Origin of the sequence: Robbsia andropogonis (assembly GCF_034047095.1) — a bacterium.
Classification (GTDB): domain Bacteria; phylum Pseudomonadota; class Gammaproteobacteria; order Burkholderiales; family Burkholderiaceae; genus Robbsia; species Robbsia andropogonis.
In genome coordinates, this window is sequence record NZ_CP139164.1 from 444,651 (window position 1) to 460,265 (window position 15,615).

At 55.9% G+C, this 15,615-nt stretch carries 11 protein-coding genes; 3 read left to right on the plus strand and 8 right to left on the minus strand.

Annotated elements, in window-relative coordinates; translation table 11 throughout:
* Positions 1-42: 42 nt before the first annotated feature.
* Together kynU and kynB are read right to left on the minus strand one after the other, a co-directional pair.
* Positions 43-1,317 carry a kynureninase gene (gene kynU / locus SJQ66_RS01900; RefSeq protein WP_320533798.1) on the minus strand — a complete coding sequence of 425 codons (1,275 nt, stop codon included), beginning with the start codon at positions 1,315-1,317 and terminating at the stop codon, positions 43-45.
* A gap of 31 nt (positions 1,318-1,348) precedes the next feature.
* Complete coding sequence (gene kynB / locus SJQ66_RS01905) at positions 1,349-2,017, minus strand: arylformamidase (protein WP_024905305.1); 669 nt, start codon at positions 2,015-2,017, stop codon at positions 1,349-1,351.
* A 143-nt stretch (positions 2,018-2,160) separates the two neighbouring features.
* On the opposite strand from kynB, the gene SJQ66_RS01910 reads away from it, so the two are divergent.
* Complete coding sequence (locus tag SJQ66_RS01910) at positions 2,161-2,661, plus strand: Lrp/AsnC family transcriptional regulator (RefSeq protein ID WP_024905306.1); 501 nt, start codon at positions 2,161-2,163, stop codon at positions 2,659-2,661.
* Positions 2,662-2,806: 145 nt separating this feature from the next.
* Positions 2,807-3,235, plus strand: a complete 429-nt coding sequence (locus tag SJQ66_RS01915) for a hypothetical protein (protein ID WP_024905307.1) — start codon at positions 2,807-2,809, stop codon at positions 3,233-3,235.
* A 438-nt stretch (positions 3,236-3,673) separates the two neighbouring features.
* Here SJQ66_RS01915 and SJQ66_RS01920 read toward each other — a convergent pair whose 3' ends face one another.
* The 5 genes from SJQ66_RS01920 to SJQ66_RS01940 all read right to left on the minus strand — a co-directional run bounded on the left by SJQ66_RS01920 (position 3,674) and on the right by SJQ66_RS01940 (position 10,022).
* A complete protein-coding gene (locus SJQ66_RS01920; protein WP_157685176.1) occupies positions 3,674-3,910 on the minus strand; it encodes a hypothetical protein in 237 nt (78 codons plus the stop codon).
* Between the two features lie 328 nt (positions 3,911-4,238).
* Positions 4,239-5,216 carry a copper resistance protein B gene (locus SJQ66_RS01925; RefSeq protein WP_081765155.1) on the minus strand — a complete coding sequence of 326 codons (978 nt, stop codon included), beginning with the start codon at positions 5,214-5,216 and terminating at the stop codon, positions 4,239-4,241.
* Positions 5,213-7,159 carry a copper resistance system multicopper oxidase gene (locus SJQ66_RS01930; RefSeq protein WP_320533799.1) on the minus strand — a complete coding sequence of 649 codons (1,947 nt, stop codon included), beginning with the start codon at positions 7,157-7,159 and terminating at the stop codon, positions 5,213-5,215. Before SJQ66_RS01930 ends, SJQ66_RS01925 begins: the two co-directional genes overlap by 4 nt.
* A complete protein-coding gene (locus tag SJQ66_RS01935) occupies positions 7,156-9,759 on the minus strand; it encodes a heavy metal translocating P-type ATPase (protein WP_320533800.1) in 2,604 nt (867 codons plus the stop codon). Before SJQ66_RS01935 ends, SJQ66_RS01930 begins: the two co-directional genes overlap by 4 nt.
* A gap of 59 nt (positions 9,760-9,818) precedes the next feature.
* The gene (locus tag SJQ66_RS01940) at positions 9,819-10,022 is read right to left on the minus strand and encodes a hypothetical protein (RefSeq protein ID WP_024905312.1); all 204 of its coding nucleotides are present in this window, start codon (positions 10,020-10,022) and stop codon (positions 9,819-9,821) included.
* Positions 10,023-10,181: 159 nt separating this feature from the next.
* On the opposite strand from SJQ66_RS01940, the gene SJQ66_RS01945 reads away from it, so the two are divergent.
* The gene (locus SJQ66_RS01945; RefSeq protein ID WP_024905313.1) at positions 10,182-11,933 is read left to right on the plus strand and encodes a glycosyltransferase family 39 protein; all 1,752 of its coding nucleotides are present in this window, start codon (positions 10,182-10,184) and stop codon (positions 11,931-11,933) included.
* 458 nt (positions 11,934-12,391) lie between these two features.
* On the opposite strand, the gene SJQ66_RS01950 is transcribed toward SJQ66_RS01945, so the two are convergent.
* Positions 12,392-14,389, minus strand: a complete 1,998-nt coding sequence (locus tag SJQ66_RS01950; protein ID WP_320533801.1) for a phage integrase family protein — start codon at positions 14,387-14,389, stop codon at positions 12,392-12,394.
* Positions 14,390-15,615 lie beyond the last annotated feature (1,226 nt).

Sequence of the window (15,615 nt, forward strand, 5' to 3'; positions counted from 1 at the left end):
ATTTTCATCGGGTATGGTTTGTATGGCTGTTCCGTCGATCGGTCAGGTCACTTGATCGCGGGTCGCCTTTGCAAACTGTCGCCACGCACCGCTATCCAGGATGTCACCCAATATCTGCGCCGCATCCCATACATCGACAAAACGCGTGTAAAGTGGCGTGAAACCGAAACGAAGAACCGACGGTTCGCGATAGTCACCAATCACGCCGCGCGCGATCAATGCTTGCATCACCTCATAACCATGCGGAGAGGCAAAACTGACATGCGAACCGCGTCGTGCATGGTCGCGCGGCGTCACCAATGTCAAGTCATGGCTGCCGCATCGTGCTTCCACACAAGCAATGAACGCATCAGTCAAGGCCAGCGACTTGCGGCGCAGTGCCGCCATATCGGTTTTCGAAAATGTGTCCAGACCGCATTCAACAAGCGCCATTGACACAATGGGTTGGGTACCGCACAGGAAGCGGGCAATGCCGGGATCGGGGCGATACGCTGACTCCATTGCAAAAGGTGCCTGATGCCCCCACCATCCGGACAGCGGTTGCGAAAAAGCGTCTTGATGACGCTTGGGAACCCATACGAATCCAGGAGAACCCGGTCCGCCGTTCAAATATTTATATGTGCACCCTACCGCGTAGTCCGCGTTCGCACCATTCAGGTCGACCTCGACAGCGCCCGCCGAATGTGCGAGATCCCAGACGGCGAGCGCACCGCGCGCCTGCGTCAAGGCTGTGAGCGTGGCCATATCATGCAGATAGCCGGTCCGATAATTGACCTGCGTCAGCATTACGATTGCGGTGAACGCATCGATGACATCGGGCAGTTCCGACGGATCATCGATCAGCTTCAGAGTATGTCGCCCTCCCAATTGGGCGATGACGCCTTCGGCTATGTACAGATCCGAGGGGAAATTGGAGCGCTCCGAGATGATCACGGTACGCGCGGCGTCGCGTTGCTGCTGCATACCCAACGCCGCCGACAAGACCTTGAACAGATTGATTGAAATCGTGTCGGTGATGACGGTCTCGTCCTGCGCCGCACCAAGCAAGGGAGCAAGCTTGTTCCCAAGACGCTTTGGCAAGTCGAACCAACCGGCAGTATTCCAACTGCGAATCAATTGTTCCGACCACTCACCCTCTATGACCTGCTGGGCTCGCCGGACGGCAGCCGCCGGCGATGCACCAAGTGAATTACCATCCAGGTAGATAACATTCCCCGGCAACGAGAAAGCATCGCGCAACGTAGCAAGAGGGTCGTTCTTGTCATATTGCAGGGCGTCGTCACGCGATGCAAAAGACGAAAAGTGCGTTAGTGTCATGGTGCTATCCAATTTCTCAAAATAGTTCGGCTTACGCATCGGACACGGGGCCGCGCAGGACCGCCCGTACTGGGCTCGCATCTGCCGTCGTGAGCTTCAACGGCAACGCGATCAATTCGTAGTAGTCGGGCTGTATGTCATCGAGTAAAAGCCCTTCAAGAATGGCCATCCGATGTGCCGCGACACGACGGTGTGCATCCATCGTTTTCGACGTTTGCGGATCGAGCGACGGGGTGTCCACCCCGATCAATGTGACGCCCTGCTCGGCCAGCCAGTCAATCGCCTCTGGCGCAATCGCCTTGAAATTCGTATCCCAGGTAGCTTGTGGCGCAACACGGTATGTCCGCACCAATACCCGTGGCGGCATCCTCCGGCCGCGCAAGGTGACAGCCGCCGCGGCGACGATGGTGGACACACCGACCACAGGCACGGCATCGACCAGGGCGCAGCAGTCCAGCACCACGCACGTCCCAATATAGGTCTCCAATGGCACAACACCAATCGGCGCACCGTTCGCCTCATAATGCAATGGACCGTCAGCATGCGTGGCCGTGTGCGGCGACAATGTCAACCGCGCGACATTGACGGGCGAACCAGACTCCATATGCCATACCGGCTCGACCGACACGGTCGTATCGCCAGGCCATACCGGCGTTGCGTCATGAATGGGAGCACTGATATCGAATAAGGAGAGAGGCATCGCTCGGAAACTCCCATCGGAAACGAGCAGCGGTGAAAAATGTCATGTTATGACGATCCAGCCGGAGAATTTCTCCTAAAAATATACATTCCTCCTCTATAAATCGCATAAAATTCCATTTCTAATCTTATTTCTCGAATAATATGCAAAGTCTATTGCTCGATGCCGTCGACATTCATATTCTCGACGTCCTACAGCGGCATGGGCGCATCAGCAACCTCGATCTCGCGGACCGGGTGTCACTTTCCGCGTCGGCCTGTCTTCGACGCACGAAACTCCTGGAGGAACGCGGCATCATCGGCTCGTATCAGGCGCATCTATCGACGGAAGCGCTTGGCTTGACCCTGGAAGCATTCGTACATGTATCGATGCGCAACGATGTGCCTAATTGGCACGAAACATTCACAGCCGCAATTGAAGGTTGGCCAGAAATCGTCAGCGCCTATGTAATCACTGGCGACAGTCATTATTTGCTGCGTGTGGTAGCCCCGGATCTGAAGCATTTTTCCGCATTCATCTTGAATAAGCTGTACAAAGCACCTGGCGTGATGGATATCCGATCGAACATCGTGTTGCAGGCCGTCAAAGACACACCTGGTGCGCCGGTCGGCTTGATTCGCCTAGCCAATACAGCAGTAGGCTAATCTTCAGAACGTATGGCGCAATAATTGTTACGGCAATCGACTGGTCATTTGTATATAAAGATCCGAAGCAACCTGCCGATAACCTATTCAAGAACGACGTGGCGCGCTGCTGCGTTGGTAAGGGAGCCGGGATCGGGGAACCGTAATGCAAGTCGCGAGTAGCCAAGCCGAAAGCAAACAGTTGACCACCACGGCGGCTTCGCGCGCGAAAAACGACGCGCCGAAAGCTGCCGAGGCGTCAAAGAACGATAGTGCAGCAGCCCCCGCGAGCAGCACGAAAGTCACGCTATCGGAATCCGCTCGCCAGTTGCAAGCGGAAGACAGCAAGAAGGCGGATAAAACAGATACCAGTCGGCCCGAAGTGGCACCAACGTCGGCAATGGCCAAGTCGGCCGATGCCGAGAAGACCGCCGAAAAACCATCACCCATCAAGTCTCTTACTTACGGCGCTTTAGGATTGCCTAGCCCTGAAGAGCAGGCAAAGAATACGAATAAAGCCTATAGCGCGGGCAAATGGATCGCCGCACTTGGTACCATCGGCGGCATCATTGCAATGATTGCGCGCTTCGTTTAAGTCACACGTTTCTTTACCGGCATGTTTGCGTGTCCGGATCGACAGGTGCATGTCTATGGTACTCAGAATAGCCACCGTCCTACATTGCGCACAATTAGCCGCCTGGTTTAACGTGTCTACCGCGATTTTGGAAGCCGCTGGAACCATAGGCATGCACCTATCGCATTTCACGGACGTGCCTGGTCACGTGATGGCGTATCGTTGAACATCTGATGTTACTTCTATCCGCCTTCATTACTTTCTATGTAGAAAGTGGTGCACCCTAGGAGCGCTGGGGCTATAGACAATCAATAGGATGTCTCCGCGCGGCCGAGACCGCCCTTGACGTCATGGCAGGCGTGACAAATAAAGCATCTCCCCCGTCATCGGTTGTTGTCAAAACCTGGGCTACGTCTCGCGGACCTGGTCAATGAACGCTGGATTCCGCCGCGCTCGCAGTCACCGGCATGACTGCTGTTCGACGGACTGTTCATACGCAAGCGGCTGCGCGCACCACAGCCGGTTGTGGAAACGGCAGATCTCGCTGTGATCCGCAGGCTGTTGCTTAACACCGATATGGTTGCGGTGCTCTCTGCCGGACAGTTGCATTTTGAACGGGAGTCGGGCCAGCTCGATGTCCTGAATATCGAAGACATGCTTGCACAACAAACGCATCGATAGATCAGCCTTACGCAACGGGCCGCCCGTGAACCCTCGCCAGCGGCAACTGTAGTATAAAAATACACTCAGATTGCATATAATTAGTATTACTAAAATTTTATGTTATCGCTTTTGACAGGAATTGCAATTTTCAGATTGCAAGAGGTGGCACTATTAAACATCACATGTATGATTCTTGTGCGAGAGCGTGAAGCCAGATGCCTGAAGGCATTGTTGCACGCATCAGGCGCCCTAGGCGATTGCTCGTGCCGATAACGCTGCAAGCCTGTGGCATGATGATATCGATACAGTGAACATCATGGTCACGACATGACACCGTAGCGGCGGCACGGGAGGCAACTATCTAGAACCAAAAACGTACACCTGCATCGATGCCGACCTCGTCGAGCGTGGTACCCCTGCCACGTAACATCGCGGCCGTCGCCCCAAAGGGGCGCTCCCAGGTCAAACCAATATACGGTGCGAACTTCCGCGTCACCTCATAACGTAACCGAAGTGACGCGGTCATATCGGAAATGCCAGCCCCAACACTACGGGCCGCGTCACGTCTACCATAGGCGTTCACCTCAAGTTCCGGTGTCAATACGAGCCGCTGCGTGAAGCGCCAGTCATAATCAGCGCGCGCCCACAACGCCGTGCGACCCGACGGATCGACATATGCCATCGCTGACAAATTGACGTACCACGGCATTACCCCCTGGACGCCCACCATACCCCAATAGCGAGTCGGGCCGGATCCAAGATCGGTGCGCATTCCGAGCAATGTGTTCCAATACCGGTCAACGGCGTGACGCCACGCCCCTTCGATGCGCACATCGCTCCAGTTGCCACGGATACGCTGTCCCTCGCTGCGGAAGAAAAACCGGTCGCGGTCCCCACCGATCCAGCCAGACATGTCCCAACGCATACCTGAAACACCGCGAACGCTTTGATAGCCGAATTGATCAAAAAGAATCTGATGATAAATCGCATCGTCATGCATATCCATGCCCGACATTGCCATACTCAGATTCGGGGCAGTCATCCGCACCGGGTCGATCTTGTCGGGCAGAATCACATTCGCCGGTGCAATCGCTGCTGCGGGCTGAGACGTCAAGGTATCACTTGACGACGTTGTCGGCGCGTCATGCCCGCCATGTGGATCGCTATTCATCTCCGGCATGTCGTGCATAGATCCCGACACGCCAGTATCGGGTGCCGCAGTGACATGCGTGTAGACCGCTATTGCACCCACGCACACGAAAACCCGAGACAGGTTCATCGCCAATTGTTTTGTTGCTGGCCGTTTGCGCAACAGCGTTTGCGGGCGCGTTGCCATCATGCAACCACCACCTTGCGAAACATCCCGGCCTCCATGTGATACAGCAGATGACAATGAAAGGCCCACTGTCCTGGTGCATCGGCAGTAACAAGCGCCGAAAGCTGTTTTGCCGGTTGGACGTTGATCGTATGCTTGCGCACTAGGAACGTTCCGTCTTCGCTCTCCACCTCGAAGAACATCCCGTGAAGATGAATTGGATGATTCATCATCGTGTCGTTGATCAACGTGATCCGGAGCCGCTCACCGTAATAAAATCGATACGGAGGGGCCTCTGAATATTTGAGCCCATCGAAACCCCATATGAAGCGCGACATATTTCCGGTGAGGTGAATGACCATCTCCCGGGACGGCGGACGCGGATCGAGCGGACCACCAATGGTGTGAAGGTCCGCATAGGTCAAAACCCGCCACTCCGATGCCCCCTGGGTCTCTCCTGTTCTCAGACGAGGACCAGGATCATCAAGGCGCTTCGAAGGCATTGCAATTCGCATATCGACCTCCACGCCCGTTGACAACGGCGCATCGGTGTCGGACCTGGCGGACGTGATGTCAGGCGATGGCGCATGAAGTACCGCGGTCTTGGCCGAAGACAACGGGTGCATGTCCATGGTTCCCATGGCCATGCCTGGCATCGTCGTATCGTGACGCTTCCCGCCATGGCCCATGTCCATGCCATGCATCGGCATCGGCATCGGCATCGCACCCATCATGTCTTCGTCGGCAAGCCAGGTCTTAGCCCGCATCATAGGCACGCTACCCACCATATCCATGCTTGGCGCCAAGGTTCCGCGAGCATAACCACTACGATCTATCGACTCGCTGAAAATCGTATAGGCCCGATCGTCCGGCATCGTGAACAAGACGTCGTAGGTCTCTGCGGCCGCAAATCGGAATTCATCCACGTCGACGGGATCGACTTGCTGCCCATCGGCTGCAATCACCGTCATCTTGATGCCAGGAATACGCACGTCGAATATCGACGATGCGCTTGCGTTGATGAAACGCAAGCGTATGCGCTCGCCCGCCCTGGCAATTCCGGTCCAATTCGCCGCTGGCGACTTCCCATTAGTGAGATAGGTGTATGTGGCACCGGACACATCGGCAAAGTCCGTAGGGTTCATGCGCATGGTATTCCACATGCGGCGTTTCAGAATCGCGGCGTGTAGGCCTTCGGTATGCACGTCCCGGAAAAATCCAGGAACCGTCGGCATCTGACGATTGTAATAATCGCTATCGGCTTTCAGATTGGATAAGATCGTCGACGGTTTTTCATCAGTCCAGTCACTCAACATCACCACATAGTCTCGGTCCGGCCTGACCGTATCGCCATCCTGCGGAACGATGACGATCGGCCCATACAGCCCCAACTGCTCCTGGAAGCCGCTATGACTGTGATACCAGTATGTCCCCGCCTGGCGTACCTTGAATCGATACGTGAACGTTTCGCCCGGTGCAATGCCCGGAAAACTGATACCGGGTACGCCATCCATCCCGAAGGGCAACACGATACCGTGCCAGTGGATCGACGTTACCTCGTAAAGCGCGTTGCGAACCCGTAACGTGACCGTATCGCCCTGCCGCCATTGCAGCAACGGTGCCGGCATGCTGCCATTCACGGTGAACGCACGCCGTGATTTGCCGGTGAGGTTCACGGCGCGCGTTCCAATTTCGAGATCGAACGTATTGCCAGTAAGCGGCTCGGCACGCGCTGGCTGCTCGGCTGCAACCGGCAGGTCAGCAGAGTTGCCGGATACGTTCTCGTCACGTACTGTCGCGTATGCTGAAACGACCCAACTTCCCGCGAACGTCGCCGCTGTTGCTGCGATGCCTTGAACAAAGCGGCGCCTGCTCAGAGGGGTGGCGTCGTCGCGCGAAGGTATCGCGTCATGACATGTGTTGACGCCAACTTCGGCGCCTATACCACCTCGTGGCGGTAAGTTCATACACTTCGCTCCCCATGCGACCATTGATGAGATATATCCGCATTAAACGATAGTGCAGAGCGGATAAAGCGTAAGCGTAGTCCATTGCTCAACACGAAGACCGAAGACAATGCCATCGCCGCAGCGGCAAGCATCGGCGACAATAAAAGTCCAAGGAGTGGATAGGCAAGTCCGGCGGCAAGTGGGATCAACACGACATTGTAGCCAAACGCCCACACCAAATTCTGGTGAATATTGCGCATCGTTGCATGGCTGATAGTCACAGCGTCCACCACCCCATGCAATGCACTGCGAGCCAGCACGACATTGGCGCTCTGTATCGCCACGTCACTGCCGGAACCAATCGCAATGCCGACATCGGCATGCGCCAAGGCCGGCGCATCATTCATGCCGTCCCCCACGAAAGCAAGCAAACCGTATTGCGCGCGCAATGCATCGAGGGCCGCTACTTTGCCATCGGGCGTTACATCGGCACGCACGTCGTCGATACCCAATATCGATGCCACGGCTGCAGCGGTCGCGGCCGCATCTCCGGTGATCATCGCCATACGTAATTGACGTGCACGTAACGCTGCGATGACGGTAGCCGTTTCTGGACGGATCGGATCGGCCACGGCAAGCGCGCCCACGACCCGCCCCGATAATGCTACGTACAGGACCGTCTTCATCGCCGCGTGCCACGGCGCGACAACCCTTTGGAGCACGTCGTCATCAGGCATCGCGGGTGCTGCTCTGTCGGCAACGCACTGATGCGCCATCCAAGTCGCATTGCCTATTGCTATAAGGTGACCGTCTATGGTTCCAGCGACCCCTTGCCCTGTGCTGGAAACAAAGTTCGATACGGTATGCGGTGACAAGGCCGAAGCGTTTTCGGCCAAACCAATATGCCGCGTGGCGGCAGCGACGACCGCATGGGCGAGTGGATGCGCCGATAAACGTTCCAGTGCCGCCATACCCGACCATAGCGCCACTTCATCGACCGAGACAAACCAGTGCGTATCCGTGACCGCGGGCTTGCCTACTGTCAGCGTGCCGGTCTTATCGAACGCGACAACCTTGCATGCCTGCAACGTCTGCAACGCATCGCCTTGGCGAAACAACACCCCAAGGCGCGCTGCCCGGCCGGCGGCAACCATGATCGACGTCGGTGTCGCCAAGCCCATTGCACAAGGGCAGGCGACGATCAGTACCGCCACCGCGGTGGAAAGGGCAAATGCCACGTCGCGACCCAATGCCATCCACGCGGCAAACGTCAACACGGCAGCAACCAATACAGCCGGCACGAACCACGCTGTAACAAGATCGACTTTCTGCTGGATCGGCAGCTTCGCACCTTGAGCGCGTTGCACCAGGGCGATGATCCGCGACAGCGTCGCATCGGCACCGACGCGTGTAACACGGGCCCGCAAGATACCATCGCCGTTCACCGTTCCGCCGGTGAGGTCGGTTGCCACACCGTGTCGTTTCTCAACCGGCATCGACTCGCCGGTCAGCATACTTTCGTCGACATACGATGCACCGTCGATCAATACCGCATCCGCAGGCACCCGTTCGCCAGGGCGGATCAAAATGGCATCGCCCACTTTCAAAATGGCCAGAGGCACATCGCTTATGCGACGATCATCACCATTGTCCAGACCGTCGAGACGATGCGCGGTATCGGGACGCAGCGCCAGCAGGGCGCGAATCGCATCACCGGTCCGCCCCTTTGCACGCGCTTCCAGATACCGACCCAATAAAATCAACACGACGATCACCGCCGCTGCTTCAAAATACAGATGCCGTGCCTGTTCCGGTACCCAGTCAGGGCGTAGCGCGGCAATCATCGAAAAGCTCCATGCGGCACCCGCGCCCAATGCCACCAGCGTATTCATATCGGGCGCCGCGCGCCGCGCGGCCTGGGTACCTTTAATGAAGAATTGCCGGCCCGGTCCAAAAAGCACCAATGTGGTTAAGACCGCTTCAATCGTCGTAATCGTGCCGGTGCCAACGCTGCTCACCAACAGGGGAATAGCCGACAGCCCAAGATGGCCCGCCATTTCGAAAAGGAACACCGGTAACGTCAATGCGATCGCCAGAATCAAATTCCGGCGCTGCTGCATCACATCGCGGGCTTTACGTGCCGCCTTGGCATCGGAGGTGCCAAGCTCCGATCCTTCACGGGAAACAACCTCAGCGCCACCATTCAGCGTATGTGTTTCCGAACCGGGGAGGTCGGTAACAGGTAGCGTTGCTGGAGAAGCGGCAATGCGGCGTACTGCTTGCGTTGACCGCGAGTCCATCTGAGGCGCCGCCTCCGCAGGCTGCCTCCATTCATCCGCCATTTGAAGTTGGGTGGGATAGCCTGCGGCGGTACCCGCTTCGGCGATACGGGTGGGCTGTACTTGCGACGGATCGTACCGAACGAATGCAGTTTCACTCGCCAAATTGACCGCTACATCCGCCACACCGGGAATGGCTTGAAGTGCCTTTTCCAGGCGCCGCACGCACGATGCGCAGGACATGTCGGCGACGTCAAATGTGCCCTCTTCGAATGACGCGGATAAGCTGGGAGCACTTGCAGAAGGCGCATTCGGCGATATGTTTTCTGAGTTAGCCATATTGTGCTCCACGTTACGTTTCCACGACGATCACCTTAAACCTTCCAATTAGGTCAAGGTCAAGCGATGATTTTCAATGTCATGACATAAATAGCCATAGCAATCAAATTGGCGACGTCCCTTGGCTTGTCAGAAATGGCAAGTTTGGTAGCAAAACGAAGAGCATCGCTGTTGCAGCCATGCAAAATGATTGCAATTCGCATTCCTTCAAATTCATCCTTACGCGAGTTCTGGTAGACCGTCCCTTCACTTTGATGCACCATCGCCGCGATAGATGATGACTTGTTTTAAGTGGACCCTACGTAACGTCGCGCCAGCGTTGCGGCTGGTCTGAACAAGCGTGCATTTCGCGTCTGTTTTACACGCTCGTACCTTACGTTCGTTTGTCTGAAACCGCTCATTGAGCAAAGCCTGGTCTTCCCATGCACGTTCGCCCCGTTCGTACCAACTCTTTTATCTGGACTGGTTCATTGCTGGTCTGCCTCCTTGTCGCATTCGCCATCGTCTGGTTCGCGCCATTGGACTTGCGCCATCTCATTCCAAACGACGAAGGTCGCTATGCGGAAATGGCCCGGGAGATGTTCACGACCGGCGACTGGATCACACCCCGATATAACGGCTACAAATACTTCGAAAAACCACCGTTGCAGACCTGGGCAAACGCATTGACGTTTGCATGGTTTGGCATTGGTGACTGGCAGGCTCGGCTTTACACCGCACTGACGGGGTTCGGTGGCGTGCTATTGCTTGGCTATACGGCAACGCGGCTTTATGGTGCCGCGACGGGTTTTTATGCCGCCGTCATCCTCGCCGGCGCACCGTACTGGGCAGCGCTGGGCCATTACGACACGCTGGACATGGGCCTGTCTTTCTGGATGGAATGGGTGCTATGCGCACTGCTACTCGCGCAGCGCACATCTGCGACCACAAGGCAACGGCACGGCTGGATGCTGGTATGTTGGGCGGGGATGGCTGCAGCGGTGTTGTCCAAGGGGCTGGTCGGCTTGATCCTTCCCGGCTCGGTTCTGATCGTGTATTCGATCGTCAGCGCTAACCTGCGCGTATGGCAGCGCCTGCACATTCTTGCAGGGCTGACGTTGTTCATGGTCATTGTGCTGCCGTGGTTTTTCCTGGTTCAGAAAGCCAATCCTGAGTTCTTTCATTTCTTCTTTATCGTTCAACAATTTGAACGCTACCTTACGCCACAACAGAATCGGCCCGGCCCGTTCTTGTATTTCGTGCCCGTCATCCTGCTTGGATTTTTACCTTGGCTCACACTTGCATTTCCGACAGCCGGAACAGTAAAGGCATGGCGCCATCCAATTGACACCTTGCGCCGCGCCGTGTCCGTATGGCGCGCCGATGGCCGTCAGGGCGCGATCAATGGCACTGCCTTTACCGTGGTCTGGGGCGCTTTTATCTTCTTGTTTTTTAGCGTTTCGCATTCGAAGTTGATCCCCTACGTGCTGCCGGTTGCACCAGCCATCGCACTCCTGCTTGCCCACGGCGCGGTCTTGATTCCCTCTACGCGCTGGCAACGACATCTCCAAGGTTATTTGATCTTTTTGGTCATAGCCGCAGTTGCATCATTTGTCATTCGGTTCGTGCGAACACCGCGTGACTCGCACCAAGCGTTTCAAACCTTCCAGTGGTGGGTGTTCGCCGGTTTCGTTTTCTGTGCGGTGATGACGTGGTTCGCCATGTATCTGGCGCGCAACCCGCGAAGAATGCCAGCATCCTTCGCGGCGGTAGGATGCGGCTGGTTAGGCCTTTGTCTGATCGCCGGCACCGGGCACGACGCCTTGGGAAAACCCATGTCGGGAGCGCCGCTAGCCCCGGCGATCAAGGCCGCGATGGCGCGCGCGCCCGCCGATACACCCTTTTATGCGGTGGAAAAACTTGACCATACATTACCGTTTTATATAGGTCACACCACGATCATGGTTCAAGGAGCAGATGAACTGGCGTTTGGCGTATATGCAGAGCCAGAAAAATGGATTCCGAACATCAAGGACTGGGAAGCACGGTGGCGCGCCGAGCGGTATGCATTCGCGTTAATGAATCCGGCACAGTATCGGAAACTGGTGATGGAAGGGTTGCCCATGACAGTCATTGCGGCCGACGCCTGGCGCGTGGTGGTCGAGAAACCGCAAACTGCACCCTCGTCACCTTAAGCAAGGGCAGCGTTGGTCAGGGACAGGAAAGACGGCGCCGTAATCGTGCACTCCGCGAAGTCGCGGGAACGCCTCAAGCGAGAGCATCGCGTCAAAAGCCCATGGTGATCTTTCGACCAATCGATTGGCACGTCACTTGCTTGTAATTCTGCGCCACTCGGCGCGATGCTTAGTGGACCATCTGCTCATTTCTTGCGCCGACGGCCACTGGCCGGGATCGCAAGACGCATACGCCCCTGATTTGACCAACCCAGGTCGCCACAAAAATTTCACAAAAAAATCATGGAACTAAGCTATTCGCACTAGGAGAATTAACAGAGATATCCACAAAATCTGTGGATATCTTTTCGCCAGCGGCGCCATTGCGAAGCCAATGACCGTCCTCGAATAAATGTTCGGGGCACGACCTTAAATAACATGCTGCTCACACCGGGGGCGCATGGAAAACCGTCACGGCGTCACGATGTCCCAGTGGTAGCGACCATGGCGCCGTGAGCGTGCATCGTCGCCGCAAAACGCGCGAGTACGCGGACAAGCGTACCAGCGGGAACCGCGGCGGACTGCGGGTCGAATCCTGCGGCAGTATGCCGGAGGAAAAGCCACGCATCGGGGCTGACCGGCCCTGATTGTGCTTCGCGAAGCGCAAGATAGTCTGATAAAGCGCACTGGAGTGTCTCGATGGATAATGACGTTGCTTGAACCCCCGGCGACAGTTGCACCCGACATGCATCGGCTTTTGGGTAGCGGCAGCGTTGCCGCCCCCGACGCGCCGTCACCAATGTCGTGGCACGCACGACCGGCATGTCCTGCTGAATAAGCGCATCGATATCCCGAACACGCAACGTTGCCACTTCCGACATTCGTAGTCCTGTCACTGCGACGACATGCGCAAGCAATCGCATACGGGCCACATGTATTGCAAGAGGCGGTCGTCGACTGGATGATGTGCTCGCCATCGATGCACCTATGTCACACCACGCTTTTGCAGACTGCGGTATCGCGGAAACAACATCAGTGCGCGTATGTTCGATCTCTGACTGCGCGACTGGCTTGATCGAAGGCAACAGCGAATCGAATAGCCCGTGGCGAACCGAACCCGCGAGCGCCAGATGCCCGAACAACACCTTCAACGTACGACGGGCAATTCTGACCGATGCGTCGCTGGCGGGGCCTTCGAATGGACGCCAGGTCGGCAGACCGCGCTCCACCTTAGGGCCACACCATTCAGAATCAGGTGCACGCATAAATGCAAAATATGCTTCCACATCGATCACGCGCAATTGCCCCAGCGTGGTTTGTCGTATCAACGCGGTCCATAGCAACAGGCGTTCCGCCTGCAGGCGGAAGCATCGATAGGTGCTGGCGGACTGCTTATACCGGTCAAGGACGCGAATAAGCATATCGCGGTCGGCAGCCACTAAGGCATCCGATGGGGTGAAGTACTCGATGGCGGCCAATCGATCACTTGTGACACGGCGCGCGGCGTCTACATTTGGACTCCATTGCCGACGCGGTGTTGCCGCATGTCGGGCAATGCGAGCGCCAAGGTCGACGGCGTTCATGGACAGCCAATCCTGAAGTCGTTGTGCCGCGCGCAGGCCGATCCGGGGCACATCCCGATACCAGCGAAAACCTCGACGATTGATCATCGACAATAGATCGCCTACAGTCTTCACATCGACCGCTTCCAAGCGGCGCGCCAAGACAGGATCGATCCAATCGCCGATGAAATGATGCAATCGAGGTGGTTCGACCAAAGTGGCTTCTAGTCGATCCAACACCTCTCTACGTCTGGCGCGAAGGCGCTGATTACGCGCCTCTCGTCGCACGGCCCGGTCCGCGATTACACTCGCCTTTTTCAAGGCCATATCGGGCACGGTCGCCAATAATGCGGACGGGGTTTGCATACCCGTCGTGTCGTCGACCAAACGGGCGGTAGACACAGCGAAAGTTGACGCGCCGCGACCTGCCTTGAGTCGCGCTTCCTCGTACAAAGCGATCAATTCAACTTCTGAATACACGCCGTCCGGATCATGGGTCTCGCGAAAATCATCAAGTGACGCGAACACATGCGTCGGAGCGTCTCCTGGCATGACGCTTACCGACGCCGGCACCATCGATGTCTGTCGAACCGTGCCTTGCAACGGTATGGTGGGCTTTGATAAAGGAGTCGCGCGATCTCCCGTACGAATTGCCCCACCAGGTTGCAAGCGTGTGTCGTCTTGCCACGTATGAATGACGGTCGCATCAAACGGCGTATCGGCAAGCTTCGCGGTTGGCAAGCGCAACAAGCGGGCGCCGGCACTGTCACCGCGCTTTCGCGCGGCATTTGACAATTCCTCGACGAGCCAACGCAGCGTGCTCTTCACTCGCCTGCGATCACCAAGCGTGCCGAGATACTGCTCGGCTAACGCACCGATATCGAGCCCTTCATATACCCCACGAATGAACGCCATGTGGTGTAAGCCGATTCGCCGTCGATGTAGACGATCAGCCGACGCGCCTATTGCCTGCGGCGTCTTTATTTCCGGGACGGCCCCGATATCAAGATGTGCCGCCACTTTGACAGGATTTTCTGGCATATCAGGGGAATGACTGAATACATTCGAATGCAATTGGCCGATTACGGGGTATCTACGGCAGGCTTGTGATTCATTATAGCGTGTTATCAGGCTATCATCTTTTTTTCAACAAACTCGGACGATTCATTACGTTTTGCGGAAATATACGCAAATACAAGCACTTAAGCACGGTCGACTGACATGCTCTCCGAATCGAAGTCGGCGGTGAACGAGGTCTACCCTGCTCTGTCCATGGTACGGTTTGCCATCGAACTGACACACCAAAGCGCTGGAGAAGAATGAGACTGCGTTACGACACTGCGACCTTGTATAGACGTGACTTTTTTGTGTCCGCTGAATTCACACCTTGCAATCATTGCTTTTAGTTGACCCGATGAGCATTAGTGCGATCAGTTTCCCCTAACCCAAATGTCAATTGTGTTGAGTAAATAACAACTTTCCCATTTACTTTTGGATGCACTGCACGCTTGGATGTCTGCCAGACATATGACGGATATCATTATCCGGGGCGCATTTCGTTTTTTTGTGGCCTCCATGTCGGCGTTGCCCCAGCCGGATGTACGATAGGGACGCGCAACAAAGTCAGTCGCCATTTGATTGTGTAGATAGATTTCATCACTAGTAATTAAAAATATATTATTATTTTTATACAACCGGATTCCATCGATGAGGCGAGTCATCGTGCTGGCTGCCCGTGATCGATTCGCTAAATATGGTGTCCGGAGGCAACCGACTGGTGAAGTAAGATTCATGTGAACGCTGTTATCTACTATCAACACGGGAGTGCCATCAACTGTAGCCATCGGACTTTCTACGTAGAAAGTCCACCATCTGGGTGCGGAATGGCATCGCGTACAAATTGGCCTGAATCAAAGGCCGACCTTGTTGCGACAGCTGATAGTTTTGCTGCTCTTGTGTATTGCAAAGGCTTATGCATTCCTGGCATAGGTGACTTTCTACGTAGAAACTGCCCATCACTGCATCATACGAATCGATACTGCCGAATTTCCAGGTCCGTATTTCATGGTTCGGCCGAAAACCTTGCGGATGCTCCGTGAGAACTAACCAAACGTAACCCTAGGAACCTAGTCACAGTGACG

What these genes read in the sequence shown, in the direction of transcription:
- SJQ66_RS01950 (WP_320533801.1), bottom strand. Translation starts at nt 14,389, where the DNA reads ATGGCGTTCATTCGTGGGGTATATGAAGGGCTCGATATCGGTGCGTTA.
- SJQ66_RS01915 (WP_024905307.1), top strand. Translation starts at nt 2,807, where the DNA reads ATGCAAGTCGCGAGTAGCCAAGCCGAAAGCAAACAGTTGACCACCACG.
- kynU (WP_320533798.1), bottom strand. Translation starts at nt 1,317, where the DNA reads ATGACACTAACGCACTTTTCGTCTTTTGCATCGCGTGACGACGCCCTG.
- SJQ66_RS01935 (WP_320533800.1), bottom strand. Translation starts at nt 9,759, where the DNA reads ATGGCTAACTCAGAAAACATATCGCCGAATGCGCCTTCTGCAAGTGCT.
- SJQ66_RS01930 (WP_320533799.1), bottom strand. Translation starts at nt 7,159, where the DNA reads ATGAACTTACCGCCACGAGGTGGTATAGGCGCCGAAGTTGGCGTCAAC.
- SJQ66_RS01945 (WP_024905313.1), top strand. Translation starts at nt 10,182, where the DNA reads ATGCACGTTCGCCCCGTTCGTACCAACTCTTTTATCTGGACTGGTTCA.
- kynB (WP_024905305.1), bottom strand. Translation starts at nt 2,017, where the DNA reads ATGCCTCTCTCCTTATTCGATATCAGTGCTCCCATTCATGACGCAACG.
- SJQ66_RS01940 (WP_024905312.1), bottom strand. Translation starts at nt 10,022, where the DNA reads ATGGTGCATCAAAGTGAAGGGACGGTCTACCAGAACTCGCGTAAGGAT.
- SJQ66_RS01910 (WP_024905306.1), top strand. Translation starts at nt 2,161, where the DNA reads ATGCAAAGTCTATTGCTCGATGCCGTCGACATTCATATTCTCGACGTC.
- SJQ66_RS01925 (WP_081765155.1), bottom strand. Translation starts at nt 5,216, where the DNA reads ATGATGGCAACGCGCCCGCAAACGCTGTTGCGCAAACGGCCAGCAACA.